This is a genomic window from Dehalobacter sp. DCM, from assembly GCF_024972775.1.
Classification (GTDB): Bacteria; Bacillota; Desulfitobacteriia; order Desulfitobacteriales; family Syntrophobotulaceae; genus Dehalobacter.
Genome location: NZ_CP092282.1, coordinates 675,038 through 695,647, shown reverse-complemented (window position 1 = coordinate 695,647; position 20,610 = coordinate 675,038). Strand labels below are relative to the sequence as shown.

The following is a 20,610-nucleotide window of genomic DNA, read 5'->3' as shown; positions in this document are numbered from 1 at the left end:
GATAGTCCCTTCCCTCAGCACGTTATTTAATATACCAGCGGGCTCCTTCAGGCGTATCTTCGATAATAATGCCAATTTCTTTAATCCGGTCCCGGATGAGATCCGCTGTGGCCCAATCTTTGTTCTTACGGGCATTAGCACGTATCTCCATGACCAGATCCATGACCGGCCCCAGCTTTCCGGAATCCGTTTGATCCGCCTCAGACTCTGCCTCCAGGTCAAATCCCAAAACACCGGACAGTGCAATCAGTGTCTGCGCAGAGACCTGCAGTGCCTGTGCTTCAATCTGTCCTTTAGAAACGTAGGTATTGATTGCTCGCGATAGCTCAAAAAGTGCTGCATAGGCCTGAGCTGAGTTAAAATCGTCATCCATGGCCTGTTCAAAGGCATTTTGAGCTATTTTTGCAGCTTCAACAACGTCTTCGCCACCATTCTCTGTTGTCAAACCCACTGCTATAGGCGCCTTTCCGATCGCTTCCTTGGCAAGTCGGATACTGTTCTTTAGACGATCAAGTCCTTTGGATGCCATGACCAGTTTCTCATCATCAAAGTCCAACGGGCTTCGGTAATGCGTCCCCAGCAGATAGAACCGGATCACATCCCCAGGGAATTTTTCTGTTACATCCCTTACCAGAAAGAAATTCCCCAATGACTTAGACATTTTCTCCTGATTCACCGTAATAAACGCGTTATGCATCCAGTACCTGGCAAATGGCTGCCCATCAGACGCTCCCTCTGACTGGGCGAGTTCATTCTCATGATGCGGAAAGACCAGGTCACCGCCGCCGCCGTGAATATCAAACCCGGGGCCCAGATACTTTAGGGACATGGCTGAACATTCGATATGCCATCCTGGCCGACCTTGACCCCAGGGACTTTCCCAGTAGGGTTCACCCTCTTTGGCTTTTTTCCACAGGGCGAAATCCATCGGGTTATGTTTTTTATCATCGATATCGACGCGTGCCCCAGCCTGCATATCCTCAAGTGTCCGTCCGGATAGTTTGCCGTAGCCGGGGAATTTATCCACGGCGTAGTAAACGTCCCCATCAACATTGTAGGCAAGCCCTTTTTTCTCAAGCTTTGTAATGATTTCGATCATATCCTGAATATGCTCCGTTGCCTTGGGATGGATATCCGCAGGCAAAATATTCAGAGCCTTGGCATCAACAAAATATTCATCAATATATTTACTTGCCAGAACCAAAGGGTCGATCCCTTCCTGTGCTGCCCGGTTAATGATTTTATCGTCCACATCAGTAAAATTCTGCACATAGGTGACATCAAATCCCTTGTGGATCAAATAACGCCGAATCATATCAAAGACGACAAGCATCCGGGCATTACCGAGGTGGAAATAATTATAGGTTGTCGGGCCGCAGGCATAAACCGATACCTTACCGGCTTCCCGCGGAATTAATTCCTCCTTGCGGCGAGTCATCGTATTATATAATCGGATAGTCATTATGATCTCCTCCCTGCCGTTTGAGCTAAACGCCCGTAGATATTATCCTTACCCAAGAGAGCCATAATTCGATCAAGATCCGGTCCGTGCATCTGTCCCGTAAGCGCAATACGCACCGGCATAAAGACATCTTTCCCTTTTAAGCTCAACTCCTTGGTTATTTCCTTCAGTATACATTTTGATGTCGCCATGTCCAGTATTTCCGCCTGGCGGATTTTGCTGGCGAAAAGATCCAATACCGCCGATACGGTATCTGCCTGCATGATTGCCTCGGCTTCCTCTGTAAAGTCATCCACTTCTGTACCAACAAAGTAATGAATATAATCTTTCACTTCACTTAAGCAGTTTATTTTTTCCTTTACAGCCTCAACAAACGCGGTAATCCATTGCCTTTCTGACTCACTGAGGACAGCCGCCGGAAAAATCCCTTTATCTCGTAAAAACGGAAGGACCAATTCCACTAAATCCGCAGCTTCTTTCTGTTTCAGGTAATGAGCATTAATATAATTCAGCTTGTTGAGATCAAACACCGCCGGACTTTTTGATACTTTTTCCAAGGAAAATGCCTGTTTAAGCTCTTCCATCGTAAAAAATTCCTGTTCTCCGGATGGCGACCAACCCATAAGCGCGATGAAATTGACAACCGCTTCCGGCAAATAGCCCTTATGATAGTAGTCCATGACGGCTGTATCCCCATCCCGTTTGCTCATCTTACGCCCTTCCGTATTCAGGATCAACGAAATATGGGCAAAATCCGGTGCTTTCATTCCCAATGCCTCATAAATCAAGACCTGGCGCGGTGTATTGGAGAGATGTTCTTCTCCGCGAACAACATGGGTGATATGCATAAGGACATCATCGATGACCACCGCATAGTTGTAGGTTGGGATTCCGTCTGATTTGACAATAATATAATCCCCGATGCCGTCGCTTTCAAAAACCACTTTTCCCCGAACTAAATCATTGATAACGATATCCTGACCCTCCGGCACTTTAAAACGGACGACAGGCTTCCGTCCCTCCGCTTCGTATGCCAGTCGCTGATCAGGCGTCAGATGGCGGCATTTGCCGAGATAACGCGGAGTTTCACCGCGTGCGCTCAGTTCCTGCCGTTCTTGTTCCAGTTCAGCTTCTGAACAATAACAATAATAGGCTTGCCCGCTTTGCATCAGCTTCTCGGTATAATGTTGATATGTATCCAGTCTTTCCGTCTGTCTGTATGGCCCGGAATCGCCGCCGGCGTCAATTCCCTCATCCCAGGTGATACCCAGCCAATGCAAAGCCTTCATGATATCCTGCTCCGATTCCCGGCTGGAGCGTTCCAGATCGGTATCCTCTATACGAAATACAAAAGTACCCCCTCTGCCCGCAGCAAACAAATAGTTAAACAGGGCAGACCGGGCGCCTCCTATGTGCAGTGGCCCGGTAGGACTGGGAGCAAATCTTACTTTGACTGTCATGATTAATAAACCTCGCTTCTTCTGTCGTATCTGATTTACCCTAGTGCCTTGTAAACTCTATAACTGTAATATAATTGCGAGCAGATTTCTTGTAAGACAAGGCGGAGGATTGAGGCATACCGAGCGTATGCCGATTGACGACAACGCAGTATTACATGAAATTTGCCGCAAGGATGTACAGGAATTAGGGTTTACATGGCACTAGTATATTATATCAGCTTACACGGGGATAAGACAAACGATAGCCTGGGCACTGATTCCTTCCTCACGTCCTTCGAACCCAAGCTGTTCGGTGGTCGTCGCTTTTACGGAAACGCTTTGAATATTAGCTCTTAGAATTTCAGCTAGGTTTATCCGCATCTGGTCTATATAAGGTGAAACCTTTGGTTTCTGGGCGATAATGATGCAATCCAAGTTACCCAGCTGATAACCCTCATTTTCGATAAGTCTGACCACTTCAGCGAGAAGTGTTTTGCTGGAAATCCCCCTGTATTGAGGATCACTGTCGGGAAAATGTTTGCCGATATCCCCTAGGGCACACGCCCCAAGGATTGCGTCCATCACGGCATGGATAAGGACATCCGCATCAGAGTGTCCCAAGAGACCTTTAGTATGAGGAATTTCCACCCCTCCGAGTATCAGCGGTCGCCCTTCAACAAGTGCATGGACATCATAACCTAGCCCAGTCTTAGCACGCTTCATTGGTATTTCCCCTTTGCGCCGGTTTAATATCGTTTCTGCCCAAAGCATGTCTTCCGGCGTCGTAACTTTGATATTTTCATATGACCCTTCAATGACACTTACCGGATAGCCCCGCCATTCCAGCAGAGATGCATCATCCGTTGTATAATAAGTCTCTTCCCTTGCTATTTTGTGCACTTTTTCCAAAAGTGTCCGGCGAAAGATCTGAGGAGTTTGAACCGCCCTTAACTTATCTCTTTGAGGCGTTTCCAGGACCCACCCCTGGTCGTCAACTTTCTTAATCGTATCCTTCAATGGTACTGCCATGATGGCCGCATCCATATCAACAGTCTTTTCAAGAAACAGTTCGAGATCACCGGGTCTTAATAGAGGTCTTGCTCCGTCATGCACCATGACAAATTCTATATCTGGACTAACGGCTTGAAGTGACTGAAATACAGAATCCTGCCTTTCTGCGCCTCCCTCAATGACAGCGGTTACCTTCGACAGGTGATAATCGCTGACCAGTCCCTTGATCACCGCGATGTCTTCGTTTGACGCCGGAATAATTATTTCATTAATATATGGGCAATCTTGCATTGTTTTTAGTGTATAAATAAGGACAGGGGTCCCGGCAAGTTCAAGCAAAAGCTTGTTGCCTTGACCCCCCATCCGTTTCCCCCGCCCGGCAGCGGGTACAATGACAGCAATATTATCCGAACGCATTGATTTCATGAGAAAACTCCTCAACGGACTTCTCCTGTATCCCTTTTGGTTTTGCAAATATCATCCTACCTGCAGCCGTCTGCAGAACCGTTGTTACTAAGACCGTCGTATGTTGACCGATATGCTTCCTTCCGCCGTCTACCACGACCATGGTCCCGTCATCGAGATAGGCTACACCTTGCCCGTTTTCTTTGCCTTCCTTCATGATTTGAACATACATTTCTTCTCCCGGAAGAACAACAGGTTTGACCGCATTGGCCAATTCGTTGATATTCAGCACCTTAATCCCCTGGAGTTCAGCCACCTTATTGAGATTATAGTCATTAGTAAGGATCGGGGCTCCCAGAATGCTTGACAGCTTGACAAGTTTGCTGTCTACTTCAGCGATATCTTCAAAATCGCCTTCGTAGATCTCCACTTTAATCATAGCTTCTTTGGAAATCTGATTGAGGATATCCAATCCTCTTCTACCACGGTTTCTCTTCATTGCATCCGAGGAATCAGCTATATGGCGTAATTCCTCCAGTACAAATCCCGGGATGAGAAGGATGCCATCCAGAAAACCTGACTTAACGATATCTGCGATCCGTCCGTCAATGATCACGCTGGTATCCAGCACCTTGTAGTCTGTTTGATCAGCACCGGAGTGCTTTCCCTTTCCTTTATCCCGACCTTTATCCTTTTCGTTTCTTTCGCTTCTTAATTTGGATAACGAATTAAAAAAACCTAAAATGTCTTCTTTCCGTTTCATTCCAATGATAAGACCCACATACCCCAGGAAGAGACTGACAATCACCGACAGAATCGGTCCAAGAAACTTGACATCTGAAAAAGAACTGCTTATAAGACTTGCAATCAACAGACCGACAATCCCACCGAGCGCACCCCCGACCAAATCACTGATCGGCATACGGGTAAGCCTGCTTTCCATCCATTTAACAAGTCCCATAAACAGCCGCATAAGTACCGGGGCGAGAAAGAAGCCAATGACTGAGAGTAAAATAAAAAAGATGATATAAGTCCAGAATGTTTTAACTTCAAGCCCAATGATTGATTCAAGTACCTGCTGTAGTTCAATAACCTTGAGTAATAGATAATTCAGATAAATGCCTGCTGCGCCAAACAGCAGCGTAATGATGCCGCGAACAATTTTGCTAAGCATCGTATCACCTCCCTTTTCAATATTTTGGCTAAAAAACCATTTTCTTATACCTAAATCCCATGCTATCTAATAATTTGTACCTTATTTATTTTTTCTGTTTGCCCGGTATTCAATAATTATAACAGTTTGTTCTGACCCTTTCAAAGTATACGACAAATTATTTCATAAAACCTAAATTATCACGAATATTTCCCGATTTGATAAAATTGACAATTGGACAAAAAGCTGTCTATAATTAATTAAATTGGTGGAAAGGAGTGAATGGTTATGGACCTAATTAAAGACGATTTCCCGAAAATTGTAGATGATATGTTGATTCGACACCAAAGTATCCTTGATATCCTGTCAAAAGGGCAAGAGGCTTCCTCGCGTGTCAACCGGGCCGTAATAAAGTCGGTCACTTCTTGCGGGTGTATCCGCGTTGATGCCCATAAAAATTCGATTCCTGAAAACGCAACCATTGCCGACCTGAAGTATTTATTGTCGAATCATCTCAACGGTTCTCTCTGCGCCAATTGTCGCGAAGTCATTGAAACCGAACTGGGAAACCAGCTGTTTTATATATTTGCACTGACCAATGCGCTGGGTTTATCTGTGAATGATATCATGGAAAAGGAGGAGGAAAAATTAAAAACACTTACGGTTTTTAATTTTAGATAACCTAGCTTAAAGGAAGATTAATGGATTTCGATTGCCGGTCATACACTAAGTCATATTGTATATTGGTAATTGAAGATAGTAGTACGTATGAGGATGTCGTTGACTCCTCTTTTTATTGTGCCTTAACGCCATTATGCCGGTTCTGCCTTTAAAAAAGATAGTCTAATACTTCTTCAATTGTCTTTACCGGGAAAATCCGGCATTCTGTACTGCCTAAGCTTGTTGCATTGATTTCGGGGATTAGACACGTTTGAAAACCAAATTTTTCTGCTTCCTTAATTCGCTGTTCAATATGCGAAACTCCCCGAATCTCACCGGTTAATCCCAATTCGCCAACAAAAGCGATCTTGCCTAAAGGCTTTTCCTTGATTCCCGACATGACGGAGGCGATGATCGCAAGGTCTGCCGCCGGTTCATCGACTTCCAATCCGCCGGCTATATTGACAAAGACATCTCTGGTGCCAAACGTATACCCTGCCCGTTTATCCAACACGGCCAAAAGCATCAGCAGGCGATGGTAATCCATTCCGTTAACGGTCCTCCGGGGAGGAGCAAATACGGATGCTGTAACCAGTGCTTGAACTTCTACCAAAATGGGGCGTGTCCCTTCCATAATGATAGCGACACCGGAGCCGGCCTGTGCCCGTGAGTTATCTCCCATAAAAAACATCGAAGGATTGGTCACATCGATCAGGCCATTTCCTCTCATCTCAAAAACACCAATTTCATTCGCAGGACCGAAGCGGTTTTTGACGGCACGCAGCAAACGAAAAAGATGATGCTGATCTCCTTCAAAATAGAGAACCGTATCGACCATATGCTCCAATACCCTCGGTCCCGCGATGGCACCCTCTTTGGTTATATGCCCGGCAAGAAATACCGTGATTTCGTTTTCTTTAGCTAATTTCAAAAGAAACGATGCCCCTTCTCTTACCTGACTGACACTTCCCGGTGCCGATTGGATATCCTCGAGGGTCATCGTTTGGATAGAGTCAATAAAAATAACGGAATAGCCTTTTTGAAGTACTTCGGCACGGACAGCTTCCAATGAATTATCCGCAAGAATATGTACGCGTTCGGAGTTAATTCCCATGCGGTCTGCTCTTAACTTGATTTGCCGGGCAGATTCTTCACCCGAAACATATAAGACATCGTTCGTTTTGGATAAATAATCTGCCATCTGCAAGAAAAGCGTGGACTTTCCGATCCCCGGCTCACCGCTGAGCAGTACGAAAGAACCATGAACAACTCCGCCACCAAACACACGGTTCAATTCTGCGCTGCCGGTATCCATCCGCTGTCCTTCAATCGTATGAATCTCAGATAGAGGGATCGCCTGTGCGATCCCTCTCCTGTCAGCGGGCTTGGATTTTTCCACGCGTTCCTCGATCAATGTATTCCACTCGCCGCATCCGGGACATCGCCCCAACCATCGGGCACTCTCCTGTCCACATTCGCGGCAATAGAACTTTGTCTTTGAACCAGCCAAAAATCCGACCTCCCCTTCCCAATTATCCATTTGCAATAGGATCAATTATCCTCTTTTTTCTTGCTTGCTTTTTTTGAAGATGCCACCTTTTTCTTTTCTTCAGGTTTGGCAAACTCAATCTTACCGTCTGCTATTTCGATCATTACCTGGTCACCGGCTTGATAGACTCCCTCTAAGATTTTTTCCGAAAGCGGATCTTCTATCAGCTTTTGAATCGCCCTTCTTAGGGGACGCGCGCCATAGGTGGGATCGTTACCTTCTTCAGCCAGATAATCATACACCGCGTCAGTTAAGGTCAACTCGAAGTGTTGTTCTTTCAGCCGTTTACTGACGTCCTTAACCAATATCTTCGTTATTTTCACTAAATCATCCTTCTGAAGTTCGTGGAAAACAACCATTTCGTCGATCCTATTCAGAAATTCCGGACGGAAGGTTTTTTTAAGTTCTTCCATGACTCTGGAACTCATCGCTTTATAGTCACTCTCTGCGCTGCGTGCAGAAACAAATCCCAACGATTCTTTTTTCAGGAAGGATGCTCCGACGTTGGACGTCATGATCAATACGGTATTTCGAAAATCCACTAAGCGGCCTTTAGAGTCTGTCAGCCTGCCGTCTTCCAGAACCTGAAGCAGAATATTGAAGACCTCCGGATGAGCCTTTTCTATTTCGTCAAAAAGAATAACACTATACGGTTTCCTTCGGACGGCTTCTGTTAATTGACCGCCTTCATCGTAGCCGACATACCCCGGAGGCGAACCGACCATTCGAGAGACAGCATGTTTTTCCATATACTCCGACATATCGATGCGAATCAGGGAGTTCTCATCTCCAAAAAGCGACTCGGCTAAAGTCCGGGCTAATTGCGTCTTGCCGACCCCTGTTGGTCCTAAGAAGATGAAGGAGCCTATGGGACGTTTTGGGTCTTTGAGACCTGCTCTTGCCCTGCGAATAGAACGAGCAACGGCTGAAACCGCATCATTCTGTCCAATCACATTCTCATGCATGAGTTCCTCGAGTTTAAGCAGTTTAGCACTTTCCTCTTCAGCGAGTTTATCAACCGGGATTCCCGTCCAGCTCGAAACGATCTTAGCAATATCCTGCGGCCCAACGGACATCATTGCTTTTTCTCTGTTCTCAACCCAATTCTTGCGGATCTCACTTAGTTCCTCCCGCTTTTTTTGCTCCTCGTCTCTAATTGCCGCAGCCTTTTCAAAATCCTGCCTTTTAACAGCGTCTTCCTTTTCTTGCTTCAGGTTCTCAACAACCTCTTCCAGATCTTTTAAAACCGGAGGTGCCGTGAAACCGCGAAGCCGTACTCTGGAAGCGGCCTCATCAACCAAATCAATCGCCTTGTCAGGCAGGAACCGGTCGGAAATATACCGGTCAGACAGACTGGCAGCAGCCTCAATCGCTTCATCCGTAATTTTTACCCGATGGTGTGCTTCATAACGATCCCTTAGTCCATGCAGGATCGCGATCGTTTCCTCTACGGTTGGTTCATCGACCGTGATGGGTTGAAAACGCCTCTCCAATGCCGGGTCACGTTCGATGTGTTTCCGATATTCATCAAGGGTTGTAGCTCCTACACATTGCATCTCACCTCTGGCTAAAGCCGGTTTAAGGATATTTGCTGCATCAATAGCCCCCTCCGCCGCACCGGCGCCTATAAGCGTATGCAGTTCATCGATAAACACAATGATGTTGCCCGCAATGCGGATCTCTTCCATCACCTTTTTCATTCTTTCTTCAAATTCGCCGCGATACTTGGTACCGGCAACCATCGACGATATATCCAGAGTCACAACCCGCTTATCCGCTAAAATTTCTGGTACTTTATTATTGACGATACGCTGTGCCAATCCTTCAGCTATCGCTGTTTTGCCAACGCCCGGCTCGCCGATCAGCACGGGATTATTCTTCGTACGGCGGCTTAAAACCTGAATGACTCTCTCAATCTCATTTTCCCTTCCGACAACAGGATCCAGCTTACCCTCAAAAGCCATAACGGTCAGATCCCGACCAAATTCATTCAAAGTTGGCGTATTGCCTGGCTGGCCGGTTTTAGCGTTACTATAATTGCCGCCGCTGCCGGGGAGCGGCATACCTTCCGTCTCTCCACCCAGAAGCATGATCACCTGTTCCCAAACTTTTTCCGGACTGACCTTCAAGTCAGCGAGTACGCGTGCGGCAATTCCTTCTCCCTCGATTATAAGACCAAGTAAGAGATGTTCGGTGCCAATGTAGTTAACTCCCTGGCGTTGAGATTCCTCTGCTGCCAGCTGCATGACACGCTTTACACGTGGGGTAAGCGCTACCTCACCTTCGTAAGGTGTACCGGATCCTACAATTTGAGCGATTTTCGCCTTGACCTTTTCCGGCTCAAGACCTAATCCGTGAAGGGCTTGTGCCGCTATGCCTTCACCTTCCTCAATGAGCGCCAACAGAAGGTGTTCTGTTCCAATAACTTTATGACCCAGACGTTTAGCGATGAGTTCGGAAAGAGAAAGCGCCCTCTCCGCCTTTTGCGTGAATTTTTTAGCCATTATTAATCATTCCTTTCTCTGAATTCAAATTTCATAACCCAATGATTTATACTCTGTGTTGTATGCTAACCTTGCTGAAGGTTATCCCCTAGATGACATTATTGCTTGTTTTTTGTGCATATACTCTGCGGACAAAGTTTGCTCGTTCGAAATTAAGGCGGGAAGGATCCAATTGTTCATTCAGGTTATATTGCAAACATCCTTGCATCGAATTGATCAGGGTTGAAATAAATCCGGAGGATACAGAAGGAAGTATCCCCAGGTCAACGCCCAGCTTATCCTCGGATAAAAGCGAGTATATTTCTTCGGAATTGAGTATTCTGGCATTCTCCAGAACACCTCGGCCTCGCCACACCTTATCTTCTACCAGGAGTTGGGATTCCTTGCGCAGTACTTCGCGCATAGTGAGTTCTCGCTCCAATAATTGTCCGATCACCGACTCCAGATGGGTCAGTGTATCTTCCTCATTTCTTCCTAAGGTCACCTGGTTTGAAATCTGAAAAATATTGCCAAAAGCCTTAGAACCTTCACCGTAGAGTCCTCTCACCGCTAAGCCCAGAGAAGTCATGGCTCCGAGAACTTGTTGAATCTGATTTGTCAAAACCAAGGCCGGAAGGTGGACCATCACGGATACTCTTAAGCCGGTACCGACATTCGTCGGGCAGGTTGTCAGGTACCCGAATTTCTCCTTGAAAGCAATATCCAGACGTGTTTCCAAATAATCGTCAAGGATGCCTGCCAGATGAAGCGCCTCTTTCAGACTATTGCCCGGCAATAAAACCTGGACCCGAAGATGATCCTCTTCATTGACCATGATTGCTGCCTTATGACTGTCAGACAGGACAATACCCCGCGCCTGATCGTTAGACGCAAAATCAGGGCTGATCAAATGCTTTTCGATCAAAACCTTTTTTTCTATAGGGACCAGCATCTTCATTGGAAGATAGTTAAGCGCTTCGCCGGCAAAATCAAAGTCAGCGAATGCCTCCGTTACCTTCATTTCCACCTTTTCGGCGTCGCTTGGTGACATCGCATGCGGGAATGGACTATCCGCCAGGTTGCGGGCCAGCCTTATACGTGTACTTAAGACGATAGGGTATTCCCGCGTATCCTTCATCCAATAGCTGTCTTTAGCAAGCAATTCGCGATTCATTCGCTTTCACCTCCGACAGCGTTTTCAAGGTCTCTGATTTTATCTCTTAAAACAGCAGCCTCTTCAAATTTTTCTGCCTGAACAAGGCCCATGAGCTGTTCTTTTAGCTTGACTATCTCTTGTCTGCTCTTAAACGCAGCGCCAACTGAAGCCGGGATTTTTCCGACATGGTTTCCACGCCCATGGATTCGGCGCAGGAGCAATTCCATATGGGGCTCAAATTCATCATAACATCGGCTGCAGCCCATTTTTCCAGCTTGCCGAATCTGCGCAAACGTCATGCCGCAGCCGGAGCATTTCTGCAGTGGAATTTCACCCGCCGTCTGACCAGCTTGATTTAATGGTGAAGGACTTGCCCCAAACAATGCTTGTAAAAAATCAGCGACCATGTTGGGATAAACGTTTTGGGCCGGTGGTTGTGCCTTATAAGCACATTCCTGGCATAAATAAAGATCGGATGTTTGACCATTGATTATCTTTGTAAAATGGACAACAGCCTCACGCTGATGACACTTTTGACAAAGCATGACAATCCCCCCCTATCGAATGTAAAAGGATAAACTAAGCATCAATATCATCCCGACACATATTCGCCAGTATCTCTTTCATCAAACGCGCTCGAAGATGTGAAGGGCAATTGACTAACCCTGATAATAACCTGTCGGAAAAGATGGTTTTAATCAAAAGCGCTTCTCTTTGTGTAAATATTTCTTCCTCTTTCAATCGGTCAATCAGATTGCTCGCTCTCTCCTGAGACAGATCGTCTCCGATAAGTTCAGCCATAAGTCTCTGAAATTTGCCTTCAGGATCCAGTCCCAGCCGGACGATTCGGAGATAGCCTCCGCCACCCCTTCTGCTTTCGACAAGGTATCCCCGTTCCGCTGTGAATCGTGTTGTCAGAACATAGTTGATTTGTGATGGGGCACAAGAAAAGAAGTCGGCAAGATAACCTCTTTGCAGGACGATAAATCCTTCATTGGTCTGTTCGATCACTTTTTTTAGATACTCCTCGATCCGGTCTGCCAAATTACTCATTTCATCCAATCCTCGCTTTAAGTTGACCTTTACTGACTTTATGACCTTTTCTGACCTTTATATTATTCTACCCTTTTTTTCATGATTTGAAAACTATTTTTATAAATTTTTTCGCTCGCTCCAATGCCATCCATGGCCTTGCCGCTACTACACCGTCCATGGTGTCCGCGGCATTAGGTCATCCATGACCGTCAATTGCACTTTGATATATTAGAAAAGATTTATACTTTCTGATATACGAAAAAACCTATCCGAAATATCTCTATTATCGGACAGGTGGTTAACAGGCGAAAATTAATAGCTCATCAATGTGAAAACTGAGTTACTTTTCTCTTTAAGATATGAAGAAATACCAGAGCCCAAAGGTTACTAAAGCAACAATAGCGATTAAACCAATGACCAGCAATCCGCTAAAAGCACTTCTTTCTTTATATTGAAGATCATCGTCATCATCCTCATCTTCAAAATCATTCGTATTGTAATCTGCCTGTCTTTGATTTTTTGGAGTGTTCAAATTGGAAAAACTGCTTCTTTCGTCCTCTCCCACTTCAGTATCCTCTATCCGCAGACTATCGGCTAAATTACTCATGATCAACGTTTTTTCCATATCCCGTTGGTCAAACCTATCGCTTAAGGGCTCTTTACTTTCCCAGTTTAAGAATTCCGTTTTTACTTCCGACTGATTAATGTCATTGGCAGAATCATTAAAAACCATATCGTCTTCGGATTCCATGTTTTTATTAAACTTCTTAGATTCATCCGTGGCGTCTTCTAAGTCAGCCTCATTTCCAAAGGTTGTAATGAAATCGTCTTCTAGGGATGCCGCCTGGGAAATGAATGACGCCTGCAGTTCATCATTTACAGCATTGCGGTCACCTAAAAGGATGGTTCTTAACTCTTCGGCGTTTTCCTCATAAACAGCATCGTCCTTGAAAAGAGAATCCCCCTCTTCGTCCTGTGCAGTAACTGAAATAGGCGTATAAACAGCCTCTTCTGCCGTGGGATTTTCAGTCTGGGGACCGTTATCTATGTTAAACTGTCTCTTAAAGGAATCCGTGTTCTCCAGGCTCATTTTTGGTGCGACGTCTTTCCAGTATAACCCGCCTTCCAAAAGCTGTTGAAGTTCCTCAGGATTCAGCCAGATTTCTTTTTCCTTTTCATTTTTCATCAATAAAACCCCCATAGGTAGAAAATCAAGTCGATAATAGTCCTTATTTAGTAGTTCTACAAAGATATTGTTTATCCTTCGTACCTCAATTAAATATAAATATTTTGCTTTTTATTCAAATAAAATTTGCTTCTGATTGTATTCCGTATAGAATAATGAATAGTCGCAATTTTTTAGGCAAAGCTTAGAAAGAAGGAACATGTCATGCCGTCGTTTTATACCGCATTCAAATATTGCCCTGTCTGTTCGGCGGAGTTAGAACAGCGTATGGTCGAAGACAAAATGCGTCAGGCCTGTCCGGCCTGCGATTATATCCATTGGGGAGAATACTCATTAGGGGTAGGCGGCGTTGTGCTCAAGGACGGCAAAGCCTTGCTGATTCAGCGCGCCAATAACCCCGGCAAGGGACGATGGACGATACCCGGCGGCTATGTCGAACAAAATGAAAAGATTGCCGATGCTGCCGTGAGAGAGGTCAGAGAAGAGACTGGAATATTGACTCGGCCGGTTAGTATTTTGGCTGTAAGAGATTATCCCGAGGATATACCCAATATCAAGCATGATATCTACTGAAGTTTCGCACCCATAAAACAGCCGAAAATTCGGCTTAGAATAAGACGAAAAAACGATAAAAATCCGCATGAACACTAGGTTTTTGGTATAATAAGATGCTACTCCAAATCAACCAAAAATGAGGTGTTATCATGCGGAAACCTGTCAAAGAAATTGAAAACGTACTCCAAAATCACGGCTATTCGATTAACAATATTATATGTGAAGTTATGAAGACGTTCAAGCTTAAAACGCTTTGCCGCAAAGTTGGTTTTCTGAAACAGGATGGTTACAGTTCCGCGGAAATCCTCTCACTAATGTTGATGTTGCCCCTAATGTTACTGAAAAGTGTCCACGCGTTATATAAAAGCGATTTCCAAAAGGTTACTACTATGAAGAAAGATTCCATATATCGACTGAAGAACAATGAAAAAATGCCTTGGAGAGCATTGCTGATCGGTATATCCAAACAGTTTCAACGATTGGTTAATCCTACGAACGAAGTGGATGAAAAGTCCGCTTTCATTCTAGATGATACAACTCTTGCTAAGACAGGTCGAAGAATTGAACAAATGACCCAGGTGTTTGACCATGTTGCAGGGAAGAAAGGTAGCAAATTAGGCTTTAAAAATTTAACCCTTGGTTTCTTCGATGGTAAAAGCCTCACGCCTATAGACTTCACTTTACAAGTGGAAAAGCCCTTAAAAAAGGCAAGGCACCGTAAAGAACGGTTCAAAAAGCAACGAGACCCCAAATCTGCTGGGGCTAAACGGATCAGAGAATGCCATGTTAGCAAAATTTCGAACGGTCTGGATATGATAAAACGGGCGGTAAAACAGGGGTTTAAGGCTAAATATGTCCTGGTTGACAGCTGGTTCAGCAGTTACGAGTTCATTCAAACGATTCGAGGATTAGACAAAAAATCGATGCATTTGGTCTGTGGTGTTCGGCAAGATACGAGGAAGTATCGCTACAAAGAGACTTCCCTTAATGCCAGCCAATTAAAATCGGTCCTCAAAAGTGAGGGAAACGAAAAACGCTGTAGGAAACGGAATATCCGTTATTTCGAAGTCCTTGTTGATTATGAAGGAATCGGACAAATCAAACTGTATTTTTGCCGGTTTCCCTATCAAAAGAAATTTAGACTGTTCCTCTCGACGGATATATCTCTTAGTTTATTGAGTATGTTGGAGATTTACAGTATCCGTTGGACCATCGAAGTCTTTTTTAAGGAAGCCAAGCAGCATTTGAAGCTCGGGACTTGTCAATCGAGGGATTTCGATGCGCAGATTGCCCATATCACGACCTGCTATCTCCTCTATACACTCCTAGCCTATTTTCGACGAGTAAACGCCTACGAATCCTTAGAAGGATTATTTGCGGAAATCAAGGACGAACTCATAGAGAAGAATGTAGCGGAGCGGCTCTGGGAATTATTTGATGATTTGCTGCAAGTGGTGATCACCAGCATCGCCAAGTCTGGTTTAGTGGACATTTTGGAATTTAGGAATTCCAGTGAATATGAACATTTGAAAGAACTATTTGAGAATTCTTTTCTTAGTAATCAGCTTATAGCCCTTAAAAATGCCAGTTAATCGGTAATAATCAGAAGGAACCACTGGCATTAGGATACCTTTAAATTAGAGATACAAGGGTTTTGAGGGGTGCGAAACTTCAGATATCTATATTGCTTTTCTTCTGGATTATATCGGTGGCGATGTTATGCATGATCCTTTTGAGGTGATGCAGGCCGGTTTTTATTCTCTGGATGAATGTCGTGATTTTTCAATTGCACCCTTAAGCCTGGAACTCATAGCCCGTGCTGTCGATCCGGCATCAAACAGAAGATTCCGTCATGGATTGGTACGTAAAGAAGAAATAGCTCTGTTGGGTACATTATCCGAACTATTCATGTGCGCTGAATAATATTGCCATGGGTATCGGAGGATCTCTACTTCAATATGTGGATATTTAGGTAGATATTACTATTAGTAAATCCGCTGCTCCTGTTACAAACTAAGATTATGCTAAGACGATATTTCTTTTATGGACTTATGGGTTGGAGCCTTGAAATCCTATGGACTGGCCTTAATTCTCTGATTCATGGTGATTTTCGGATGATGGGCTTTACAAACCTGTGGATGTTTTTTATCTATGGCTCCGCTGTATTTCTTGAGCCCTTGCATGATAAGATTTCACATTGGAGGTGGCCTCTGAGGGGACTCATCTGGTTAATGGTGATTTGGGGAATTGAGTATATCAGCGGTCTAATTTTACTTAAAGTTCTTGGCGTTTATCCCTGGGAGTATACAGATTCACTGGCGATAAACGGTTTTATTACGTTGGGATTTGCTCCCGTTTGGTTTTGCGGCGGTCTGCTTTTCGAGAAGGTTCATCGTAAAATGGATGATTTTATTTTGTTAGTCAACAGGTTGACCGAAAAATAAATGCTTTTAGCAATAATCGGGTTACGGGCACAACGCCAGCAACCTTTTCTTATGTTTGCACCTTTCCATGCTACCCACGCAACAATGCCCAATTTCTTGAGCATCGCATATCGCGTTCTTACCCTTTTCCACTGTTTCCAGATAACCATCCGGATACGTCTCCGTAACCATTTATCGGTTTCTTTCAGCAGTGCCTTCATATCCGCAAGTTTAAAGCAGTTGACCCAACCGGTTATGAACTGCTTGAGTTTTAACTTTCTCTGCTCGTATCCCATTTCGTTACTTCTAGATGTTATTTGGCGTGTCTTCACTTTCATCTTTACAACGCTTTTGGGGTGTACTCGCAGACCTACGTCATTGTTCTTATTAATGTAGAACGCATAACCTAAGAGTTTAACTTTACCCACATAGCTACTTCTGTCTTTTCCCGGTTGACTTTGAGGAATAATTTCTTTTCTATGAACAGGATTAGATTTGCCAGTGTTCTTTCCGCCGCCCTTTTGCTTTTACAGAAGATAAGCATATCGTCCGCATAGCGGACAATTCTGTGCCCTCTTCGTTCAAGCTCCCAGTCAAGTTCATTCAGAAGGATGTTTCAACAAAGCGGGCTTGTTTTTATTAAAATCCATATTAAATGCTTGAATCCTATCAGTTATGCTCCAGTCATTTCTACGTTTTTAGCGTTTTGGCACGTTTATCTTCGGCACACCGGCCATGGCCTGTGATTAAGTTATAAATGGTAATATTTTTAGATTTTCCGTTATAAAATTTATATAAAATAATAAATAATAAGAGGTAAGTATGCATAAAATTCGCAAAGCAATCATTCCGGCAGCAGGACTTGGCACGCGTTTTTTACCGGCAACAAAGGCTCAGCCTAAGGAAATGCTGCCTATTGTGGATAAACCAACAATCCAGTTTATCGTTGAAGAAGCCGTTCAATCGGGGATTGAAGACATTGTCATCGTTACCGGTCGCAATAAACGAGCCATAGAAGACCATTTTGACCGCGCCGTCGAACTGGAGACGTTCTTAAGAAACACCAAAAAGGACGAACTATTGGAGGCAGTCCAAGATATTTCACGGATGGCGAATATTTTTTATGTCCGTCAAAAAGAAGCTCTCGGCTTAGGCCATGCCATCTATTGCGCAAGTAAGTTTATCGGCAACGAGCCTTTCGCGGTCTTACTGGGAGATGACGTCATTCACGCCCAGATACCTTGTCTGAAACAAATGATTAGTATCTACGAACAGTATGGATCCAGTATTGTCGCGGTCCATGAAGTCCCTTTAGAACAGGTTTCCAGATTTGGCATCGTGGACGGAGAAAAAATAGGCGAACGTATCTACCGGTCCCGTGATCTGATTGAAAAACCACGTCCGGAAGAGGCCCCGGCCACACGTTTAGCGATTATGGGACGCTATATTTTAAGTCCTCAGATTTTTGGAATTCTGGAAAACCTTCCACCCGGTAAGAACGGCGAGATTCAACTGACTGACGGTTTGCGCGAATATAACAAGGTAGGGGAAATTATCGCCTTTGATTTTGAGGGGCGCAGATATGATGTCGGAGACAAATTTGGCTTTATCCAAGCGACAATTGAGTACGGCCTAAGCCATGCTGATGTGTCAGCTGAGTTAACGAATTATCTTCACGAACTTATACCGGAGGCGGTAGCGGCGAAATGGAGGTTGCTATGAACAAAATTCTTGTTACCGGTGCTGACGGCTTTATTGGCAGTCATCTTGTGGAGCAGCTTATCAAAAATGGTGAAAAGGTGAGGGCTTTTGTCTATTATAATTCATTTAATACCTGGGGATGGCTCGATACCTTCCCCAAAGAACTCCTAGAGGATATAGAAATATTCGCGGGCGATATCCGTGATCCCAACGGCGTAAGAGAAGCGCTCAGAGGAGTGGATGAGGTTTTCCATCTTGCGGCTTTAATCGCAATTCCATTTAGTTATCATTCTCCTGATTCCTACGTCGATACGAATATCAAAGGCGCCTTAAATGTGCTGCAGGCCGCTAAAGATCTGAAAACTAAGAGAGTCCTGGTGACCTCCACGTCCGAAGTTTATGGCACGGCCCAGTACGTACCCATCGATGAGAAACATCCGTTTCAGGGGCAATCTCCGTATTCGGCCACCAAAATTGGGGCCGACAGATTAGCGGAAAGCTTCTATCGCAGCTTCGACCTGCCCGTTACCATCGCCCGGCCGTTTAACACGTATGGACCGCGCCAATCGGCCAGGGCTGTGATTCCGACTGTTATTACTCAGCTCTTGGCGGGAAAGACCGAAATAAAACTCGGCTCTCTGACTCCGACCAGGGATTTTCTTTATGTGAAAGATACTGTCCAAGGTTTTATTGACATCGCCAAGTCTGATCAAACCATAGGTCAGGAGATCAATATTGCGACCCAGCAAGAGATCTCCATCGGTCAGCTGGCCCAGGAGTTAATTAATCAGATTAACCCTAAGGCAACGCTGATTTGTGACCAGCACAGACTACGTCCGGAAAAAAGCGAGGTAAACAGGCTTTTAGGGTCCAATGAGAAAATCAGGAGACTTACTGCCTGGGTGCCGAAATACAGTCTCAAAGAGGGTCTGGCTGAGACAATAGCGTTTTTCAAGGAGAATGCAGGCCGATATAAAGCGGATATTTATAACCTGTAATTGGTTGTAAATATTTTATTAAACTTAAATTGAAAATTAATTAATGAAAGCGGCTGAGCCTTATGGATAAATTTATCCCGTTATCCGTACCCAACTTCAACGGTAACGAACTGAAATACCTGACTGACGCGGTTAAGACGGAATGGGTGTCTGCCGGCGGGGCTTATGTCGACAGGTTTGAATACGAGTTTGCCGCTTATGTCAACACGGAAACAGCGGTTGCTTGTCAAAGCGGAACCGCCGGCTTGCATTTAGCTTTGATTTTAGCGGGTGTAGAAGCAGGTCATGAGGTGATCGCGCCGACGCTGACCTTTATCGCCGCCGTTAATCCGGTCAGATATTTAAACGCCCATCCTGTTTTTATGGATTGTGACGATTCTTTGTGCCTGGATATGGCCAAATTAAAGAAGTTTTGCCAGGACGAATGTCATTTTATTGACAATCAATTAATCAATAAGTCGACCGGCAGACAGATCAAAGCCATCGTGGTTGTCCATATTTTCGGCAATATGGCCCATATGGAGGCGGTTATGGATATCGCTCAGGCCTATAACCTGAAAGTCATTGAGGACGCCACTGAGGCCTTAGGAACCTACTCCCTTGCCGGCCGGTATCAAGGCAAGTATACCGGGACCATTGCCGATATTGGCGTTTATTCCTTTAACGGCAATAAAATTATCACGACCGGCGGCGGCGGCATGCTGGTCTCCCGTGATCCCGGCATCATGAAAAGAGCCAAATACTTGTCCACCCAGGCCAAAGACGACGCCGTCTATTTCCGGCATAATGAAATCGGCTACAATTACCGTATGACCAACCTGCAGGCAGCCTTGGGGGTTGCTCAGCTGGAGCAGTTGGAGAACTTTATAGCGATAAAGCAACAAAACTATAGAATATACCAAAGCAGGATAAACAATGGCCTAAACGGCTTGAAGATCCTGACCTTTCGGAAGGATATCCGTCCGAACTACTGGTTCTATTCCCTCTACATCGAAAATCCAGACAAATATTCCCGTAAGAAAATCATGGAAAGTCTGGCCCAAGATAACATTCAAACTCGCCCTCTCTGGGGACTGATTCATGAACAAAAACCCTATTTGACTAACCAAGCTTTTATGATTGAAAAAGCATTTTCCTATTATAACCGCGTTGTGAATCTTCCTTGCAGCAGCAATTTATCTGCCGGCGATGTCGATAGGGTTATAAAAAAAATAAGTTCACTTTAAAAACTGTATTCAAACCAAGTATCTCAAAATTAGACTCCCATGCCACAAACAGCGCCATCAAAGAATAAAAAATACCCTCATTTCACCATGAAAGTCTAATGAGAGTATTTTTTATTACTGTGTCTTGATCTCAAGCAGGGATTTTGAAAAAATGCTCCTGAGTTTTGT

General features: G+C 44.6%; 20 protein-coding genes. 8 read left to right on the top strand and 12 right to left on the bottom strand.

What is annotated here, in order from left to right:
• Window positions 1-22: 22 nt before the first annotated feature.
• The 4 genes from cysS to LPY66_RS03390 all read right to left on the bottom strand — a co-directional run bounded on the left by cysS (window position 23) and on the right by LPY66_RS03390 (window position 5,491).
• Window positions 23-1,462 carry a cysteine--tRNA ligase gene (gene cysS / locus LPY66_RS03405; protein WP_337986701.1) on the bottom strand — a complete coding sequence of 480 codons (1,440 nt, stop codon included), beginning with the start codon at window positions 1,460-1,462 and terminating at the stop codon, window positions 23-25.
• Window positions 1,462-2,922 (bottom strand): glutamate--tRNA ligase, encoded by a 1,461-nt coding sequence (gene gltX, locus LPY66_RS03400; RefSeq protein WP_337986700.1) that lies wholly within the window; start codon window positions 2,920-2,922, stop codon window positions 1,462-1,464. The genes cysS and gltX overlap by 1 nt, the downstream gene beginning before the upstream one ends.
• A gap of 219 nt (window positions 2,923-3,141) precedes the next feature.
• Window positions 3,142-4,338: a 2-C-methyl-D-erythritol 4-phosphate cytidylyltransferase gene (gene ispD / locus LPY66_RS03395; RefSeq protein ID WP_337986699.1), complete on the bottom strand. Its 1,197-nt coding sequence runs from the start codon at window positions 4,336-4,338 to the stop codon at window positions 3,142-3,144.
• On the bottom strand, window positions 4,316-5,491 hold the full coding sequence (locus LPY66_RS03390; protein ID WP_337986698.1) for a PIN/TRAM domain-containing protein: 1,176 nt from the start codon (window positions 5,489-5,491) through the stop codon (window positions 4,316-4,318). Before LPY66_RS03390 ends, ispD begins: the two co-directional genes overlap by 23 nt.
• A 267-nt stretch (window positions 5,492-5,758) precedes the next feature.
• Here LPY66_RS03390 and LPY66_RS03385 point away from each other — a divergent pair, with 267 nt between their 5' ends.
• Complete coding sequence (locus LPY66_RS03385; RefSeq protein WP_337986697.1) at window positions 5,759-6,151, top strand: DUF1573 domain-containing protein; 393 nt, start codon at window positions 5,759-5,761, stop codon at window positions 6,149-6,151.
• 148 nt (window positions 6,152-6,299) lie between these two features.
• On the opposite strand, the gene radA is transcribed toward LPY66_RS03385, so the two are convergent.
• The 6 genes from radA to LPY66_RS03355 form a co-directional block, all read right to left on the bottom strand.
• On the bottom strand, window positions 6,300-7,640 hold the full coding sequence (gene radA, locus LPY66_RS03380; protein WP_337986696.1) for a DNA repair protein RadA: 1,341 nt from the start codon (window positions 7,638-7,640) through the stop codon (window positions 6,300-6,302).
• Between the two features lie 41 nt (window positions 7,641-7,681).
• Window positions 7,682-10,183, bottom strand: coding sequence for an ATP-dependent Clp protease ATP-binding subunit (locus LPY66_RS03375; RefSeq protein ID WP_337986695.1), 2,502 nt, complete (start codon window positions 10,181-10,183; stop codon window positions 7,682-7,684).
• Window positions 10,184-10,271: 88 nt separating this feature from the next.
• Window positions 10,272-11,336 carry a protein arginine kinase gene (locus LPY66_RS03370; RefSeq protein WP_337986694.1) on the bottom strand — a complete coding sequence of 355 codons (1,065 nt, stop codon included), beginning with the start codon at window positions 11,334-11,336 and terminating at the stop codon, window positions 10,272-10,274.
• Window positions 11,333-11,863 (bottom strand): DNA helicase UvrBC, encoded by a 531-nt coding sequence (locus LPY66_RS03365; RefSeq protein ID WP_337986693.1) that lies wholly within the window; start codon window positions 11,861-11,863, stop codon window positions 11,333-11,335. Before LPY66_RS03365 ends, LPY66_RS03370 begins: the two co-directional genes overlap by 4 nt.
• A 34-nt stretch (window positions 11,864-11,897) precedes the next feature.
• Window positions 11,898-12,371, bottom strand: a complete 474-nt coding sequence (locus tag LPY66_RS03360) for a CtsR family transcriptional regulator (RefSeq protein WP_337986692.1) — start codon at window positions 12,369-12,371, stop codon at window positions 11,898-11,900.
• Between the two features lie 334 nt (window positions 12,372-12,705).
• Window positions 12,706-13,539: a hypothetical protein gene (locus LPY66_RS03355; protein ID WP_337986691.1), complete on the bottom strand. Its 834-nt coding sequence runs from the start codon at window positions 13,537-13,539 to the stop codon at window positions 12,706-12,708.
• 204 nt (window positions 13,540-13,743) lie between these two features.
• On the opposite strand from LPY66_RS03355, the gene LPY66_RS03350 reads away from it, so the two are divergent.
• From LPY66_RS03350 to LPY66_RS03335, 4 genes are all read left to right on the top strand, one after another.
• Complete coding sequence (locus LPY66_RS03350) at window positions 13,744-14,112, top strand: NUDIX domain-containing protein (RefSeq protein ID WP_443112456.1); 369 nt, start codon at window positions 13,744-13,746, stop codon at window positions 14,110-14,112.
• 131 nt (window positions 14,113-14,243) lie between these two features.
• Window positions 14,244-15,686 (top strand): IS4 family transposase, encoded by a 1,443-nt coding sequence (locus LPY66_RS03345; RefSeq protein WP_015042633.1) that lies wholly within the window; start codon window positions 14,244-14,246, stop codon window positions 15,684-15,686.
• A gap of 127 nt (window positions 15,687-15,813) precedes the next feature.
• On the top strand, window positions 15,814-16,017 hold the full coding sequence (locus LPY66_RS03340) for a hypothetical protein (RefSeq protein WP_337986690.1): 204 nt from the start codon (window positions 15,814-15,816) through the stop codon (window positions 16,015-16,017).
• Between the two features lie 98 nt (window positions 16,018-16,115).
• Window positions 16,116-16,538, top strand: a complete 423-nt coding sequence (locus LPY66_RS03335) for a putative ABC transporter permease (protein WP_337986689.1) — start codon at window positions 16,116-16,118, stop codon at window positions 16,536-16,538.
• On the opposite strand, the gene LPY66_RS03330 is transcribed toward LPY66_RS03335, so the two are convergent.
• Entirely contained in the window at window positions 16,484-16,813 is a 330-nt protein-coding gene (locus tag LPY66_RS03330; RefSeq protein WP_337986688.1) for a group II intron maturase-specific domain-containing protein, read from the bottom strand. The genes LPY66_RS03335 and LPY66_RS03330 overlap by 55 nt on opposite strands.
• A 110-nt stretch (window positions 16,814-16,923) precedes the next feature.
• Window positions 16,924-17,082, bottom strand: a complete 159-nt coding sequence (locus tag LPY66_RS03325; protein ID WP_337988015.1) for a reverse transcriptase domain-containing protein — start codon at window positions 17,080-17,082, stop codon at window positions 16,924-16,926.
• A gap of 257 nt (window positions 17,083-17,339) precedes the next feature.
• On the opposite strand from LPY66_RS03325, the gene galU reads away from it, so the two are divergent.
• The 3 genes from galU to LPY66_RS03310 all read left to right on the top strand — a co-directional run bounded on the left by galU (window position 17,340) and on the right by LPY66_RS03310 (window position 20,442).
• Window positions 17,340-18,239 (top strand): UTP--glucose-1-phosphate uridylyltransferase GalU, encoded by a 900-nt coding sequence (gene galU, locus LPY66_RS03320; protein WP_337986687.1) that lies wholly within the window; start codon window positions 17,340-17,342, stop codon window positions 18,237-18,239.
• Window positions 18,236-19,216 (top strand): NAD-dependent 4,6-dehydratase LegB, encoded by a 981-nt coding sequence (locus tag LPY66_RS03315; protein ID WP_337986686.1) that lies wholly within the window; start codon window positions 18,236-18,238, stop codon window positions 19,214-19,216. The genes galU and LPY66_RS03315 overlap by 4 nt, the downstream gene beginning before the upstream one ends.
• A 62-nt stretch (window positions 19,217-19,278) precedes the next feature.
• Entirely contained in the window at window positions 19,279-20,442 is a 1,164-nt protein-coding gene (locus tag LPY66_RS03310) for a LegC family aminotransferase (protein WP_337986685.1), read from the top strand.
• Window positions 20,443-20,610: the final 168 nt, after the last annotated feature.

Coding starts and splice junctions, on each gene's coding strand:
- cysS (WP_337986701.1), bottom strand. CDS start 1,462: ATGACTATCCGATTATATAATACGATGACTCGCCGCAAGGAGGAATTA.
- gltX (WP_337986700.1), bottom strand. CDS start 2,922: ATGACAGTCAAAGTAAGATTTGCTCCCAGTCCTACCGGGCCACTGCAC.
- ispD (WP_337986699.1), bottom strand. CDS start 4,338: ATGAAATCAATGCGTTCGGATAATATTGCTGTCATTGTACCCGCTGCC.
- LPY66_RS03390 (WP_337986698.1), bottom strand. CDS start 5,491: ATGCTTAGCAAAATTGTTCGCGGCATCATTACGCTGCTGTTTGGCGCA.
- LPY66_RS03385 (WP_337986697.1), top strand. CDS start 5,759: ATGGACCTAATTAAAGACGATTTCCCGAAAATTGTAGATGATATGTTG.
- LPY66_RS03375 (WP_337986695.1), bottom strand. CDS start 10,183: ATGGCTAAAAAATTCACGCAAAAGGCGGAGAGGGCGCTTTCTCTTTCC.
- LPY66_RS03370 (WP_337986694.1), bottom strand. CDS start 11,336: ATGAATCGCGAATTGCTTGCTAAAGACAGCTATTGGATGAAGGATACG.
- LPY66_RS03365 (WP_337986693.1), bottom strand. CDS start 11,863: ATGCTTTGTCAAAAGTGTCATCAGCGTGAGGCTGTTGTCCATTTTACA.
- LPY66_RS03360 (WP_337986692.1), bottom strand. CDS start 12,371: ATGAGTAATTTGGCAGACCGGATCGAGGAGTATCTAAAAAAAGTGATC.
- LPY66_RS03355 (WP_337986691.1), bottom strand. CDS start 13,539: ATGAAAAATGAAAAGGAAAAAGAAATCTGGCTGAATCCTGAGGAACTT.
- LPY66_RS03350 (WP_443112456.1), top strand. CDS start 13,744: ATGCCGTCGTTTTATACCGCATTCAAATATTGCCCTGTCTGTTCGGCG.
- LPY66_RS03345 (WP_015042633.1), top strand. CDS start 14,244: ATGCGGAAACCTGTCAAAGAAATTGAAAACGTACTCCAAAATCACGGC.
- LPY66_RS03340 (WP_337986690.1), top strand. CDS start 15,814: ATGCATGATCCTTTTGAGGTGATGCAGGCCGGTTTTTATTCTCTGGAT.
- LPY66_RS03335 (WP_337986689.1), top strand. CDS start 16,116: ATGCTAAGACGATATTTCTTTTATGGACTTATGGGTTGGAGCCTTGAA.
- LPY66_RS03330 (WP_337986688.1), bottom strand. CDS start 16,813: ATGGGATACGAGCAGAGAAAGTTAAAACTCAAGCAGTTCATAACCGGT.
- galU (WP_337986687.1), top strand. CDS start 17,340: ATGCATAAAATTCGCAAAGCAATCATTCCGGCAGCAGGACTTGGCACG.
- LPY66_RS03315 (WP_337986686.1), top strand. CDS start 18,236: ATGAACAAAATTCTTGTTACCGGTGCTGACGGCTTTATTGGCAGTCAT.
- LPY66_RS03310 (WP_337986685.1), top strand. CDS start 19,279: ATGGATAAATTTATCCCGTTATCCGTACCCAACTTCAACGGTAACGAA.